Annotated in this window: 13 protein-coding genes; 4 read left to right on the top strand and 9 right to left on the bottom strand. The window is 48.1% G+C overall.

Annotated features, from left to right (window positions below; genetic code table 11):
• The first annotated feature begins 60 nt into the window (after positions 1-60).
• Both ACO0K4_RS08305 and ACO0K4_RS08310 read left to right on the top strand, forming a co-directional pair.
• On the top strand, positions 61-1,560 hold the full coding sequence (locus ACO0K4_RS08305; RefSeq protein WP_422956147.1) for a hypothetical protein: 1,500 nt from the start codon (positions 61-63) through the stop codon (positions 1,558-1,560).
• Between the two features lie 150 nt (positions 1,561-1,710).
• Complete coding sequence (locus tag ACO0K4_RS08310) at positions 1,711-2,271, top strand: YybH family protein (protein ID WP_422956148.1); 561 nt, start codon at positions 1,711-1,713, stop codon at positions 2,269-2,271.
• Positions 2,272-2,779: 508 nt separating this feature from the next.
• On the opposite strand, the gene ACO0K4_RS08315 is transcribed toward ACO0K4_RS08310, so the two are convergent.
• The 3 genes from ACO0K4_RS08315 to ACO0K4_RS08325 all read right to left on the bottom strand — a co-directional run bounded on the left by ACO0K4_RS08315 (position 2,780) and on the right by ACO0K4_RS08325 (position 4,941).
• Positions 2,780-3,799, bottom strand: coding sequence for an alpha/beta hydrolase (locus tag ACO0K4_RS08315; RefSeq protein ID WP_422956149.1), 1,020 nt, complete (start codon positions 3,797-3,799; stop codon positions 2,780-2,782).
• A 451-nt stretch (positions 3,800-4,250) separates the two neighbouring features.
• The gene (locus ACO0K4_RS08320) at positions 4,251-4,712 is read right to left on the bottom strand and encodes a MarR family winged helix-turn-helix transcriptional regulator (protein ID WP_422956150.1); all 462 of its coding nucleotides are present in this window, start codon (positions 4,710-4,712) and stop codon (positions 4,251-4,253) included.
• A gap of 55 nt (positions 4,713-4,767) precedes the next feature.
• Positions 4,768-4,941: a hypothetical protein gene (locus tag ACO0K4_RS08325; RefSeq protein ID WP_422956151.1), complete on the bottom strand. Its 174-nt coding sequence runs from the start codon at positions 4,939-4,941 to the stop codon at positions 4,768-4,770.
• A gap of 279 nt (positions 4,942-5,220) precedes the next feature.
• On the opposite strand from ACO0K4_RS08325, the gene ACO0K4_RS08330 reads away from it, so the two are divergent.
• Positions 5,221-6,153 (top strand): lysostaphin resistance A-like protein, encoded by a 933-nt coding sequence (locus ACO0K4_RS08330; protein ID WP_422956152.1) that lies wholly within the window; start codon positions 5,221-5,223, stop codon positions 6,151-6,153.
• 227 nt (positions 6,154-6,380) lie between these two features.
• Here the strand turns inward: ACO0K4_RS08330 and ACO0K4_RS08335 are convergent, their stop codons facing one another.
• The 3 genes from ACO0K4_RS08335 to ACO0K4_RS08345 form a co-directional block, all read right to left on the bottom strand.
• Positions 6,381-6,854 (bottom strand): VOC family protein, encoded by a 474-nt coding sequence (locus tag ACO0K4_RS08335; RefSeq protein ID WP_422956153.1) that lies wholly within the window; start codon positions 6,852-6,854, stop codon positions 6,381-6,383.
• Positions 6,855-7,012: 158 nt separating this feature from the next.
• Entirely contained in the window at positions 7,013-7,366 is a 354-nt protein-coding gene (locus tag ACO0K4_RS08340; protein WP_422956154.1) for a DUF1428 domain-containing protein, read from the bottom strand.
• Positions 7,367-7,559: 193 nt separating this feature from the next.
• Positions 7,560-8,765, bottom strand: coding sequence for a glycerophosphodiester phosphodiesterase (locus ACO0K4_RS08345; RefSeq protein WP_422956155.1), 1,206 nt, complete (start codon positions 8,763-8,765; stop codon positions 7,560-7,562).
• 138 nt (positions 8,766-8,903) lie between these two features.
• On the opposite strand from ACO0K4_RS08345, the gene ACO0K4_RS08350 reads away from it, so the two are divergent.
• Positions 8,904-9,509, top strand: coding sequence for a DUF6624 domain-containing protein (locus ACO0K4_RS08350; protein WP_422956156.1), 606 nt, complete (start codon positions 8,904-8,906; stop codon positions 9,507-9,509).
• Between the two features lie 32 nt (positions 9,510-9,541).
• Here the strand turns inward: ACO0K4_RS08350 and ACO0K4_RS08355 are convergent, their stop codons facing one another.
• The 3 genes from ACO0K4_RS08355 to hrpA all read right to left on the bottom strand — a co-directional run bounded on the left by ACO0K4_RS08355 (position 9,542) and on the right by hrpA (position 15,442).
• Complete coding sequence (locus ACO0K4_RS08355; RefSeq protein WP_422956157.1) at positions 9,542-10,126, bottom strand: response regulator; 585 nt, start codon at positions 10,124-10,126, stop codon at positions 9,542-9,544.
• A gap of 462 nt (positions 10,127-10,588) precedes the next feature.
• The gene (locus ACO0K4_RS08360; protein ID WP_422956158.1) at positions 10,589-11,161 is read right to left on the bottom strand and encodes an SLATT domain-containing protein; all 573 of its coding nucleotides are present in this window, start codon (positions 11,159-11,161) and stop codon (positions 10,589-10,591) included.
• 108 nt (positions 11,162-11,269) lie between these two features.
• Complete coding sequence (gene hrpA / locus ACO0K4_RS08365) at positions 11,270-15,442, bottom strand: ATP-dependent RNA helicase HrpA (protein ID WP_422956159.1); 4,173 nt, start codon at positions 15,440-15,442, stop codon at positions 11,270-11,272.
• Positions 15,443-15,464 lie beyond the last annotated feature (22 nt).

Here is a 15,464-nt window from a genome sequence, read left to right on the forward strand (position 1 = left end):
ATGGTATGTCTACTTTCGGCATACCATTTTAGTTTTTAGCGATCCTATTTTTTAAAAAATATGAATTTACTGTCAAAGATAAAAAATAAATTTAATGCATTTTATGTTGCAACGTTTCCAAATGAAATTCCGAATTCCGATATAAATAAATTACCAAATCTTTACTCCGGATGGAATGTCAATTTACAAGAAATTGATCCAATTTTTTTTGATGCTTTTACGATCTGGTTGAAACAAAGTGCATTTAATAAATCTGAAATGAAGAATCTGTCATGCAAGACAGCAGAAAATTTTGCATCGGATAAAAATGGTTACTTACGTGAATTTTGTTTGAGAATATTAATTTCCAAAAATCATCACGCTTCGTTCATCGCAGTCAACGCACGTTTAAATGACTACGTGATGGTTAATCGGACTTTAGCAACTAATGCGATTTTTCAGTGGACTGACGAAATCGCAGTTGAGCAAATAATTGATGCATTACCAGTAATTTTTGCGTTAGAAAAACAAAGTCGAAGCGATGCGCAGAGAATTATCTTCAAAGTAAAAAAACGATTACTTTCACCTGAAAACCACCGTTTGGTTTTAAAAGGTATCACTCATTCCAACCCGAAGGTTCGACTAATTTGTTGGCAGATATTTGAAAGTATTTCGAGTTGGAGTGCTTTGGAAAAAATCCAACACGCGATCAATACAAAAGATTTGCTCATTGGACAGATCGTAGTTCCACAAGCAGTAGATTTGACTGACTCACAGATACTTAATCTCATTCAAACATCTAATAAAATTATTTCGATGCAACTACGACGTGCCATATTACTAATTGCTTGGAAGCGTAAATTACATGACGATATCAGTTTGATAAACCTAGGTTTATGGGACAGCTCTTTTGCAATCCGTTCGATGGCACGTTTATGGGCAAAGAATCAACCTGAACTATTAACGTCACAATACCGTGAAATGCTCACGCAATCAGCATCAATTCGTAAAAGAATATTTGCACTCGAAGGAATTAATTTTCTAAAAAACGACAGCATGCTCGACCGCTGCCTTATAAGTTTGAATGATGAACATCCAAGTATACGTAGAGCTGCATTAGTTACGATATGCGATATCGATAAACTGAATCAGAATATCTACTTACAACAACGCCTCGCTGATTCCAATCTTGGAGTTGTGAAACAATGTTTCGATATATCAATTAAGTCAGGTGACTATTTTTCAATAGAGAATTTGAAGCATTTGACTCAAGTCTGGTGTGGTGAGCTAGAATTTTTTATCCGATTATTCAACTATGCGAATCAAATAGGCGGATGGCAAGAGCTGCACATTATCTCGCTCAGCCAATTAGCAGAAACAAAATTACATGAAGAATTGGCAAAAATTATTACGTCTTATGTAGCGAACTGGAAGATGCTACAAATTTACACACATCCTACTCAGCCAGAACTAGATGATATTAGTGCTTGGCTAAATATTGACATGTTTCAAAAATTGGATTTATTAAAAAAAGATGTGCAATTTATTCTTCAAATGCAAACACAATCTCGGAAAAAATAAATAAATATATACAACGGCAGGTAAGCGATACCATGCGCACTACCTAACATCATCACCACAAATACTTCTTAACGTGACTTCTCCAAATGAGTACATGGAACACCCTACAAACATCAAGTCACTAATCGCTCTACAGATAAAAGGTTTCTCATGCGTCGTTTGTTTTTTCTTTCTGTATTATTTTGCTCCCTGCTCACCTCATTCGTCTTAGCCGACACTCCAACACGTGTCCGTACAAGCACGCCCGAGGATATACAGGCGATTACGCAAGTGACACAGGATTTTCAGACGGCGATCCGGACTAAGAATCTGAAACAACTGGCTGGTCTGATGCTGCATTCCAAGGTGATGTTTGAATCACCAGCGTCACCGGAGATGGTGCGTTCTGTGCGGGAGAAATTTGATCCCAGTTTTGATGGTACCGGATCAAGTAGTTACACAAGTTTTGCGCAATTCGTTGCGAAGGACAAAGGCAATCTGGACGAACGCTTTAGCAATATCCAGATCACCCAAGACGGACACATTGCCTGGGTGGTCTTTGATTATGAATTTGTGAAAGACAATCAGGTAGAGAACTACGGCGTAGAAACCTGGCAGATGATGAAAAACGCAGACAGCCAATGGAAGATACTCAGCGTCGTCTGGTCGTCACATCCAGCGACACCTGTGAACAAGCCTGCGGTATCGATCAATCCGGTGGAGAAGAAGTAAGCTCATTGACACTGCTTTACTTAAGATCGCTTCGTTTAACTTCGGCTGATACTGTGAACATGCAGCTAGCCCGTGTGTCATGCGCACCGCCTCGCGTTTGCGTTGACCGCAACGGCTATCCTTCTGCATCATTGGTGCGCATGGCGCACCTTACTCCGTGTTGCTCCCCTCTCCGAATGAATAGGGGCATAGGTAAAAATAAATCATTATTTGCCACGCTCTATCATCGAGGCAGGCAACCAGCCCGCGGGACGCGCCATGCGCACCGCTTCGCGTTTGCGTTGGCCGTAACGACTATCCTTCTGCAGCACTGGTGCGCATGGCGCCCCCTTGCATCATAAGGATTCATTCAATAAATGAAATTGAACACTTACAAAAGCAACTATTCGCTGAGTAAAAGTTATTTGAAATAGATACGGGATGCCGTGCGCACCCTTGGCGCTTTTAGCACGAAATGTAGACATGCACCCGTATCTTATTTCCTGTTAATGCAATGAAGTAATGGGCGTTATTTCAGATTTTGTTTCAACTCTTCACCTGCTTGTAGCATCGCAGAACGGACTGCCGGTACTTTGCTGAGAACGTTGAGCAGGCCAAAATCATGGATCATGCCTTTGTAGCGCACGGTAGTGACGGCGACACCGGCGGCATCGAGTTTGCGGCCATAGGCTTCACCTTCATCACGCAGTACGTCGAACTCTGCCGTCTGGATCAGTGTCGGTGGCAGGCCTTTTAATTGATCAGTGCTGGCGCGCAATGGCGATGCGTAAATCTCTTTGCGTTTAGCAGTATCGGTGGTGTAGTTATCCCAAAACCATTTCATCATATTACGGGTAAGGAAGTGCCCATCGGCAAATTGCTGGTAAGAGCTATTATCGAAATCAGCATCCGTCACTGGCCATAGCAGTATTTGTGCACGTAGCTTCGGCGCGCCTTTGTCCTTCGCCATAAGGCTAACGACAGCGGCCATATTGCCACCGACGCTGTTGCCTGCAACAGCGAGACGGGCTCCATCGACGTTGATATCTTTACCGTGCTCGGCAACCCATCTGGTCGCAGCATAGGCTTGATTGATAGCAACGCCGTAACCAACTTCTGGCGACGGTGTGTAATTGACGAAGACCGCGACTGCACCGGAATTAGCAACCAGATCACGCACTAAACGCTCATGGGTTGGGTAGTCACCTAAGACCCAGCCACCACCATGGAAGAACATAAATGCGGGCAAGGTTTTTTTGATGCCAGCCGGACGGACGATAGTGAGTTTGAGATCGACACCATCTACTTTAATCGTTTTTTGAGAGACGTCAGCCGCTGGCAAAGTCAATTTAACACCAGCTTGTGCACCGACCAATACGGCACGTGCATCAGCGACAGGTAACTGCTCAAGAGGCTTACCACCTCCCGCCTCCAGCGCTTGCAAAAATCCCTGGGTCGTCGTCTCGACACCTGAGCTGCCAGCCGCATAGGCATTGCCGATAGCGAGGCTGATTGCGCTTGAGGTGAGAATAGTTTTTAAGTAAGTCATGGTAATTTCCTTTAAGGTAAATGCAGTGATAGTGAACTGCGCGATATTGTTAAATACGACATCTGGCATACTCGATACACATCCGGCGGCCAGTCACCGGTGTGAATTGCTAAGGGTTGATGAGCCAATTCAATTTTTCGTCCATTTAAATTTTCAACAATTAAATAGTGCACTACTTATTTAGCGGATTTTTGTTAATTCTGTTTGCATTGCCATACCTTTATTGTCCGCGCTATGACGACGATTTTTCAGGTGCCTGTAGCTTGAGCGTCATTGTCAGTATTATTAATTCGTCTTAAAATAAGATATAAAAATAACTAACTATTAAATAGCGCACTACTTAAATAATATTTAAATTTGCATTTAATTTACATCACCGGTTTTGTGAATCAGACTTTCGATCAATCCAGCAAGAAGTCAATCATGCGGATCACATCACATAACAAAGTTACTAAACTGTCTTCATGATCGATGCACGCAATGCGAGTATCTGATCCTTTAAATTTTTTACTTCATCGGTTGAACATTCGGTCGCGCACAAAACAGATACCGGCAAATCTGCTGCCGCTTTACGCAGATCATTGCCTGCCTTAGTAAGCGATATGATCACTTGGCGCTCATCACTAGCGGCGCGGACACGAGTAATCAACTCTTGTGCTTCCATCCTTTTTAGCAACGGCGTTAGCGTTGCTGAGTCGAGCACCAGCTTCTGCCCAATATCATTAACGGTCTGCTGATCCTGCTCCCACAACACCATCAAGACCAGATACTGCGAGTAGGTGATGCCCATTTTTTTCAGTAATTTACGATACAGTTTGCTCATTGCCAGGGACGTCGAGTACAAGGCAAAACATAACTGATCACCGATCTGCGGTGTCGGGCTGGTGTTGGTGGTAATGGTTTGTGATTTCATGCTTTGCATAATATATAGCGAGCTATTTAATTGCAAGCTATTTTTTAGAAGTTTTTCAGTTTAACTGACAATTAAAATAAATTAATACCGTATCGGCATTGAGATCAAAGGTAAAATTGATCATTATCGGCACGCGCTCTATCATCGGGGCAGGCAACCAGCCCGCGGAACGCGTCGTGCGCACCGCTTCGCGTTTGCGTTTGCCGTAACGACTATCCTTCTGCATCATTGGTGCGCATGGCGCACCCTACTCCATGTTGATCCCCTATCCGAATGAATAGGGAACATAAGTAAAAATAGATCATTATCTGCACACGTTCTATCATCGAGGCAGGCAAGCAGACTGCCTGATGGTCTCTGCAAACCATCCTCTGAATTCTGCAGTTCGTCGCAATGCACTTGTTTGCGATGCGGTGTGACGATACTGTCCTCTCCATCGACAACTCTTATTCTCTCGGACCTCATTCAGACTTGATCCAAGTCTTGCTGATACCAGACAAATCACATCATGACTACCAACGACACCACGATATCTGCGCCAGTTGCAAGCACGATTGCAGACACCTTGACAGTACCTTCGGCAAGCACACCAGTGATCTCACTGGGGCGGCGTATTCTCGATTTTCCGCTGACGCGTATTGTGCTGGCTGTGTTGTGCTTTCTAGTGCCGTTCTTGTTAATTCAGGCGGCTTCGTCAAAAATTTTTGATGAGAAGTTGTACACCAAGATCGGTCAGTTATGCGGTGCCTTTGTCGGGTATGGATGTTATCTCTGGTATGTGCGCAAAGTTGAGAAACGCCTGGCGACTGAATTGTCGTTGAAGGGAATCTTGAGTGAATTCAGCGCAGGCTTTGTGCTTGGTGGGGCGATGGTCTGTGCGACAGTGGGCGTGATCGCCTTGCTGGGTGGGTTTCAGATCACGGCCAAGTCACCCTTAAATGTGATCACAATCCCGTTGCTGATGCACCTGACCATCGGCATGGTCGAGGAGATGCTGTTGCGCGGGGTGTTCTTCCGCATAGTGCAGCAGTCGCTGGGGAGCTGGCTGGCATTGCTGATATCGGCGATGGTCTTCGGTACGATGCATCTGGTGAATGACAATATTACTGTCCTTGGCTTTGCGAGCATCACGGCAGCCGGATTGTTGCTGGCGGCGGCGTTCATGGTGACGGGCAGATTGTGGTTATGCGTTGCGATGCATGCGGCGTGGAATTTTTTTCAGGATGGTATTTTCTCGGTATCGGTATCGGGACATCCGGCACGCAATGGCTTATATATCGGCAAAATGAACGGACCTGACTGGCTGACTGGCGGTGCATTTGGTATCGAGGGATCGGCGGTTGCGCTGGCTGTGGTGGTGGGCGTAACGCTGGTGTTGCTGGCAGTGGCAAAACGCAATGGCCGGATTGTTCGTCCATTCTGGCAGCGCGTTGACAGCTAAAAAATTTAAGATATTTAGAGTTTCTCAACCTTGAAAAAGAGAGAGCCTTCTCTTATTTGTAGAATTTTTTCTACACTGCACAAGACTACCCGCAATCCCCATGCGGCCTGCAAGCCATAATTGGTCTGAGAGGCGCATGGGGATTGCGTATTGCGTTTGTACTTTACGACTTTATTTACTGCGCTACTACCTCACTACACTGCTTCGCTGTGTCTGAGCCTCTGTGTTTATTCGCCGCGATACGCTTGCTCTAACGCGGCAATATCGATCTTGCTCATTGCCATCATCGCCTGCATCACACGGGATGATTTGGCGGCGTCGGGGTCATTCAGCATGGCGATCAGCGGGCGCGGAACGATCTGCCATGAGAGGCCGAACCTGTCCTTGAGCCAGCCGCAGGCACCCGGGCTGCCGCCTTCGCTGAGCTTGCTCCACATCGTGTCGACTTCTTCCTGATCCTGACAATCCACGCTGAGTGAGATCGCTTCAGTGAACGGAAATTGCGGCCCGGCATTGAGGGCAATAAATTCTTGCCCCTCCAGCTCAAAACGCATGGTCAGCACTTTGCCGGCAAGCGCAGGCATGGCGTCGCCATAGCGAGATACTTCGTGAATTTTTGCGTTACTAAAAATACTGAGGTAATGGTTGACGGCTTCCTCAGCATTGAAGTTGAACCAAAGGCAGGGTGTGATTTTTTTCATGGATGATCTTCAATTCTTATAAGGTGTTGACTGATTTTTTTGATTGCCGGTTGGATTACCGGCTAGTCATGCTGCCGCTGAAACACATGGAGTCAATCACTGTGCCTGAAGCGACGCATATGTATATGCATATGCAGCGTCTTGAAGCTTACTGCGACTTATAGATTTACCAGAACTTCAAATCCGCCAAAGATCATGCGCTTGCCATCGAAGGGCATGGGAGTGACCGCAGGATCGAAGCGCGGGTCTTTCATGAGTTGGTCCCAGGCGGCGTCACGGACTTCTTTGGATGGCCAGGTCATCCATGAGAACACAACCGTTTCATCGGGCTTGCATTGCACTGCTAAGGGGAACGAGGTCAGCTTGCCGTCGGGTACATCGACACCCCAGGTTTCTACGAAATGGAGGACGCCTGCTTCTTTAAAAATTGCAGCAAATCCTTCGGAATATTTTTTGTAGGCGTCGCGATTGGCGGTAGGTACTGCGGCGACAAATCCATCTACGTAATGCATCTTTATCTCCTGAGTCGTTATCCGTATTTTGCTATGCTGCAAAATCTGACTGGCACCGTTGATCCCTGTCTATCGCGGCATAGGTAATGTGATACTACGCCTTAATCAGAGCGTCGCCAACTGAGAATCAGAGGCACAACAGGATCGCCATGCAATTGCACAACGGATCCTGCTGCGCATCAGACAGACAGGATTAACGTCCGGTCTCTTTCAGATAATCTGCACGGGCAGCCAGTGCCGTGTCGGCGAAATCTGAAAACATGCCATCCACGCCGAGACGGAAAAACTGCATGTATTCGGCCTTAGGGTCGCCGTTGTAATTCGCGGCGAGGCGACGCTTTTCGTTACGGAAGGTGTAAGGATGCAGCAGCAATCCGGCCTTATGCGCGTCGCTGATCAGGGTGCTTGGTGCAAGGGTTGTGGTGTCGGCGTCATTGATTTTGCCGTCGCCATTGACGTCAACAATTTTGCCATCGGCGCCTACCGTGCCCTTGACGCTGACGATGTAACGCTTCCACGGACCGATGCCGTCTGCATAGGTCTTAATCTCGGCCAGACCGGCTGGGGTCACCATGTCGCTGAACAATCTTTTATCGCCAGACAATGCCCAGTCATACGGACGATCATACGGTGCCGCATAGGTCAGCGCGCCCGTCTTGAGATCGACATCATCAGCATCGATCAGTTGAATCAGCTTGGTGTTCAAGCCTTTTTTACGCATCTCTTTCAGGCTGCCCGGCTCAAAGGATTGGACATAGATCGGCGCAGTTTTATCGTTCCAGCCAGCCTTGTTGATCAGGTCAATGAGTTTGTCTTCCAGTGGCAAGCCCAGAGCGCGGTGATAGCTGGGGTTCTTGGTTTCCGGATAGACGGCAATCGTGCGACCAGTATCTTTGCTCTTGGCTTTGACCAGATCAATAATCTCCTGAAAGCTGACAATTTTGTACAGGCCATTGAATTGCTGAGGACGCTCTGCATCGGTAGAGATGCCGCCCAAGGTCTTGATCTCTGCAAACGTAAAATCACTGGCGAACCAGCCTGTCTGCACTTCACCATCGACGCTCATGGTTTTTTTACGTGCAGCGAATTCCGGATGTTTGTCGACGTCCGTGCTGTACGCCAGATTGGGATCATGCCGGGCGATCAGCACGCCGTCTTTGGTCGATACCAGATCCGGCTCAATCGCATCAGCGCCGAGGTCAATCGCTTTGACATAAGCTTCATAAGTCTCTTCGGGCAGATAGCCCGAAGCACCACGATGCGCCACCACAATCGGCTTGTCACCGTTGAGCGTGAGTAAAGGCGCAGGACCAGAGCCACCACATGCAGCAAGCAAGACCGAGGCCGAACAAGCTAATGACAGAGGCAAATAGGTAGACAGGAAACGTGAAGGCAACATGGGAATCTCTCAGTTTGATGGAACTGAGAAGATATAAGTTGTGTATGACGGGGTGATGACAAAAAATACACATCATCTTATGTTCGCGAATAAACTGTCGGTATAAAATGAACCACACATAATTTTACCAAGATAAAAATGATTCACTTTTTAACGCGAAAATATTCAGCCAGTGCACTACTTCTACTTTTTATTCTTTGTCTGAATTTAACTGAAATAGAGCACGCATACGCAACAGAACAAAAAGCTGAAATAGCGACAGAGCTGATCTCAATGTTCCAACAAGATCAAGCTGTTCGCAAAAATCTCATCACTGACAATCCAAGTACGATAGAAAAAATGCTCTCTACAGATCATTACAATGCTGAACGACTGAATGAGATTATTCAAATGATTGGCTGGCCTTCAGCAAATAAAGTCGGAGCAGACGCAAGCAAAGCTGCTTTTTTCATTGCTCAGCATGCCATCAATAACCGTCCATTAATGGAACTAGCTTTAATGAACTTGGAGCGCAGTTTTAATTCAGGGGAGCAGTCAGGAAAATATTTTGCGATGATGTACGACAGATTGAAATTATTAGACGGTGAACCGCAAAAATATGGCACGCAAATCATACGTAACAAAAACTCCTGCAGCGTATATTTATTACTAGATAAAGAAAAAGTTAATGTATACCGAGAAGAAAAGGGTTTCCAGCAAGACTTAGATTCTTACCAAAAAGAAGTATGCGAGCGCCCCGAGTAATTGACTTTTCAGGAAGTAATAACCACGTGCGATTAGTTAGCGGCGAGATACTGTTGCTTACGCAAAGTCGCCAGCGCTTCGACACGTTTTAATAATTCTCTGTCGTTCCAGGGCTTTTTGAAGATGCCATACAGGCCCTGATACTCATGCACTCTCGCCTGCAATTCGTCATGCCCTGTGATCGCAATAATAGGCATGTCTTCGGTCTCGATGCTGCCTAACACTGCGGCGATGAGTTCCAGACCGTTCATGTTGGGCATCTCTAAATCCGTGATCAGTACCGCGAAAAATTCTTGCGACATTTTATGCATCGCCTCGACACCATCAACCGCGAGTTCGACTTTGTACCCTGCGTTATCAAATAGTTTGCCGAGTTTGGCTCGGGCGACTGCGGAGTCATCGACAATAAGGATGCGGGTACGGATGTCCTGGGGCGGCGTCTCAGGCTCTGGTAGTGCTGCTGGCAAAGCGGGCTCTTGGTTTTTGCCACGGCCAAATACGATCAGCACGACGAATAGCACTAATGCGATGGCAATACCAAGAGGCAAAAAATAGTCGCTCAAGATGTGATACACCTGCGCGCTCAGGTTGACTAAGGGCGAGAGAGTGGTACTCATGCGGATTTCATTTTAAAAAGAGGCGTCAGCATAGAGGTGACAATTCAGCAAAGTAACGAAGAAATCTTATTCTAATGTTATTTTTTGACTTGACCGTGATTCTTTTACCAAACACGCCACAAATAGTGCGCTTGGTGCGGATGAGCAAGATTGATCTAGATAAACACCTTGTGACCGTCGGCCTGAGATGGGGTGAAAAACCCCGTGTGGTGCCACACCTGGTGCTTGAAGAATCTGTGCGAGGACAATTCTATCCTTCACGCCAGGAGTACACATATATCATACTCCCGTCCAGTATATTTTTAACTCGCAATGAAATAAAGCGGGTAAAGGCATATTGATCTTATAAATAGGGGGAGTATATGCCTTACATTCTTAATATTCATCAAATCAGCCACAAGATCTCCGGCGAGAATACTTTGACTTTAAGGACATCAAGCGGACTTGGTGCTGGCATGACTCTTAGTCAGTTATCGGACTAGAACTGGTTTTGGGCGTTGTTGATTTCAATCCGTCTTTAAACGCCTTGGTCCATTTTTCTGTTTCTTTTTTGACGATGTCGTGACGATGCGCCGAGACGCGCAGGAGTTCGGTTATGCAGATCGTGGCGTCAGGCGTGGTGAACTGATTCAGGGACAGCTGCAGCCAGTGCAAGCTGAACTCTTCGCGCAAGCGCTCCAGCTCTTGCTGTGCGAGCACAAAACGCATCCAGGCTTCGGCATGACCATAGAGTTTTTCATAGGCGTACAAACTTGCGGTCAAAGCGATGAATACCGACGTCCACAAAGGAGAAATCGTCCATCGGTCCGATATTGCCATCTGCGAGAATGACGGTGTAATTGTCGCCAGCCCACCACAACCGATCATCGCTACACGCAGCCAGCGAGCGCGCCAGCCACGAGATTCGCTTTCTTTTTTGTACCAGTCGATGGATGCATTGAGTTCTGCCATCAATTGGCGCTTCGCATCTTCTATCCGGCTTTCGGCACTTTTGTTGATGTCGATAGCCGTCAGTTTATTGGCTGAATTATCCATCGTCTCCCTTATCTGTTATGTCTATTTTTAGGCTATCAGTCTGATTGCAATGCTTGAATATTGACATGTAAGGATGCGCAAGTGCAGCGCTGTATATATGCTCAGCGATCAGCGCTGCATGCTTTCCCACACCTTTTGCAAGCGCTTTACGGATACCGGCATTGGCGTGCGTAATTCCTGCGCGAATAAGGACACACGCAACTCTTCCAGCAGCCAGCGGAATTCCATCAACTTAGGATCGGCGTCATTACCGGTTTTACGCGGTGTGCGTTGCCATGGCTGTGCGACGCTATTCCATTCCGTCAGTGATTTCGCGTCACGCGCCGGATCGGCACGTAATTTTTCCAGACGCACGGTAATCGCTTTCAGGTAACGGGGGAAATGCGACAACTGCGTGAAGTCATTCTCCGCGATAAAGCGTTTGCCGATCAGTTGTTGCAACTGGGTTTGTATATCGCGCTCTGCTGCGGCATGCACTTTAATGCCTTGAAGTTTTTTCGGCAGGCCATAATATTCGCCCAGAATCTGCGCGGCGAGACGGGCGATTTCGTTCGCCAGTAGATTTAACCTGCCCTTACCTTCTTCGCGTCGCTTATTAAATTCACCGGAATTAGTTGGCAGCGGATGCTGCAAACAAGCGCGCTCCAGCGCAGTCTGAATGATCTGATCACGCAGTTCTTCCTGCGAGCCGAGTGCCATAAATTGCATACCCATTTGCTGCAAGCCGGGGATATTTTTTTCCAGAAACTTGACCTGCTCTTTTAACTGCAAAGCAAACAGGCGGCGCATCCCGATGCGATGTACACGAGCGGCTTCATCGGGGTCATCGAAGACCTCGATATGACAATGCGTAAGCTTATCGACCAGTGCCGGATAACCGATCAGCGTTTGTTTGCCCTGCTGCACTTCCAGTAGTTCTGGCAATTCATCAAAGGTCCAGGCAGTCAGATTCTCTTGCAGCTTCGCCTGTTGTGGCGCGGATTGCGTGACAGCAGCGCGATTTGATGCCGGATTGCGGGACGTATCTGAAGGCGAATTTGATCTGGCACTGGTCTGCTGATTTGCTTGCTCATTTGTGTGCTTACTGGTTTGCTCCGCAGTTTGCTTTGCTGTTTGCTTCGTAGTTTGATTAGCAAGCTGGGCACCGGAGTCAAGCAACGCCAGTTTTTCGGCGGAGGCGATTCGTTGAAAACTCTCTCTGGCCTGTCCACCAAATTCGGCACGCAAGCTTGACAGATTGCGTCCCATATCAAGCTGACGACCGTGCTCATCAACGACTTTAAAATTCATCGTCAGATGCACAGGCAGTGTTTCAAACTTAAAGTCCGTCGTCTTGCACAACAAACCCGTTTGTTCGCGGATATCGGCAATCACGACATCCAGCAAATTCCCTGTACTGAACTCATTGCGCTCACAAAAACCTGCGGCATACTCCGGTAACGGTACGCAGTGACGGCGAATTTTTTGTGGCAAAGACTTGATCAGCAAATGCACTTTTTCTTTCAACATACCTGGCACCAGCCATTCGCTGCGCTCTGCCGATACCTGATTCAATGAAAAAAGCGGGACGCTGAGCGTGACACCATCACGCGAACTGCCGGGTTCGAAGTGATAGCTAAGTTGCAGTGCGACGCCGCTCACTTGCATGGTTTTCGGGAACAGATCCGTGGTGATGCCAGCCGCCTCGTGGCGCATCAATTCGTCTTTATTCAGGTACAGCAGTTTAGGATTTTCCTTGACGGCGTCCTTATGCCATTGCTCTAGCAAGACTGCGTTATAGACGTCAGCGGGAATATGCTTATCGTAAAAAGCGGCAATCAATTCATCATCAACCAGCACATCCAGACGACGTGACTTGTGCTCCAGATTTTCAATCTCACGCACCAATTTTTGGTTATGGGCAAAAAACGCTAAGCGGGTATCCAGCTCGCCGCCGACCAGCGCATCACGGATAAAAATTTCACGTGCTTCGGCCGGATGCGTTAACCCATATTGAATCCGCCGCTGGCTATACACCACTAAGCCATATAAGCTTGCCCGCTCGAACGCGGATACTTGTCCGGTACGTTTTTCCCAACGCGGTTCGCCATAGGATTTTTTGAGTAGATGAGCACCGATTTTTTCCAGCCATTCTGGTTGCAACTGAGCGATGCAACGACCATACAACCGTGTGGTATCGACCAGCTCTGCGGCCATCACCCAACGTCCTGCTTTTTTGGCTAAAGTGGAGCCAGGCCAGATATAAAACTTGATCGCGCGAGCGCCCAGATAATGGGCTTCTTCGTCCGACTTGTAACCGATATTACCGAGCAAACCTGTGAGCAATGCCGTGTGTAATTGCTCATAGGTGGCTGGTGCTTCATTCATGCGCCAGCCCTGCTCCTTGACGATCGTCAGCAACTGGCTATGCACATCGCGCCACTCGCGCAGACGCATTTGCGAGAGGAAGTTCGCGCGGCAGTTGTCTTGTAACTGGCGATTGGTTTTTTTGTGCTCTATCGCGTCTTCAAACCATTTCCAGATTTTGAGATACGAAGTGAACTCGGATTTTTCATCAGCGAATTTTTTGTGCGCGAGATCGGCGGCGGCTTGCGCCTCCATCGGGCGATCACGCGGATCTTGCACCGACAAGGCGGCTGCGATGATCAGCACTTCGCTCAGGGCCTGATTGTCACGCGCCGCCAGAATCATCCGTCCGACACGCGGATCAAGCGGCAGTTTAGCAAGCTGCTTACCGGTCGGTGTGAGTTGATTACCCTCATCCATCGCGCCTAATTCTTGCAGCAACTGATAGCCATCCGCAATGGCACGACCGGGTGGTGGCTCGATAAATGGGAAGCTTTCTACATCCGTCAGATGCAGGGACTTCATGCGCAGAATCACGGCAGCTAAGGACGAGCGCAGAATTTCTGGCTCGGTAAATTTTGGTCGCTGGATGTAATCAGTTTCTTCGTACAAGCGTATGCACACACCCGCAGCGACACGACCGCAACGACCAGCACGCTGATTCGCGGCAGACTGGGCAACTGGTTCGATCTGTAATTGTTCTACCTTGTTGCGATAGCTGTAGCGCTTGACGCGTGCCAGGCCAGTATCGACCACATAACGAATACCTGGCACCGTCAGCGATGTCTCTGCGACGTTTGTCGCGAGCACGATGCGGCGGGCATTGCTGACCTTGAATACACGCTCTTGCTCTTGTGCCGACAGGCGGGCGAATAGCGGCAAAATCTCGACATGATCGGGATGATGCTTGCGCAAAGCCTCGGCAGCGTCACGGATCTCGCGCTCACCTGGCAAAAATACCAGCACGTCGCCAGAACCAACCCGACACAATTCATCGACCGCATCCGTGATCGCCGTCATCAGGTCACGCTCTTTATCCTTATCATCCTCTTGCACAGGCCGATAACGTACCTCAACCGGATACAGACGACCGGATACTTCAATCACCGGTGCTGGCTTAGGCTCCGCTCCGCGCAGACTGCCAGAATCGTCAGCAAAATGATTAGCAAAACGTTGCGCATCAATCGTCGCCGATGTGATGATAATTTTCAGATCACGGCGCTTGGGCAATAGCTGCTTGAGATAACCGAGCAGGAAATCAATGTTCAAACTACGCTCATGCGCTTCGTCGATGATGATGGTGTCATATTGTCTGAGCAGCGGATCGGTCTGCGTCTCTGCCAGCAAAATACCGTCCGTCATGAGCTTAACCGACGCTCCTTTGGTCAAGGTATCGGTAAAACGCACCTTGAAGCCAACATGTTCACCGAGCGGCGAATTCAACTCTTGTGCAATCCGTTTGGCGGTTGAAGAGGCGGCAATCCGGCGTGGCTGCGTGTGTCCGATCAGGCCCTTCTGACCGCGCCCCAGCTCCAGACAAATCTTTGGTAACTGGGTCGTCTTGCCAGATCCGGTCTCACCGCAGACGATGATGACCTGGTGCTTTTGCAAGGCCTCGGCGATTTCGGCACGTTTGCCCGATACCGGCAATTCTTCGGGATAAGTAATGACAGGCGGCGGATTGCGGAACGGCAGCGCACGTTCGGACGGGGCATTTGTCCCATTCTGCACAACTTTTTCGACCGCTTTTGGCACTGGTCTCGTTGAGCTGACAGGCTGACGCGCCTTGTCGGGCGGGCCATCTGGTGCGGCCGTAGCGGGCTTTTTCGCCTCCTGTGCCTTGACTTGTTGCGCCTGACGCAGGCTATCACGCAATTGACGTAAATCAGTCGTGGCTTTTTTGGGAGAATTTTTGGATGAATTATTAGCAGACATAGCGGAGCGCATTATAATCTGC

It is taken from the genome of Undibacterium sp. RuTC16W (genome assembly GCF_049339445.1).
In the GTDB taxonomy this organism is placed as follows: Bacteria; Pseudomonadota; Gammaproteobacteria; order Burkholderiales; family Burkholderiaceae_D; genus Undibacterium.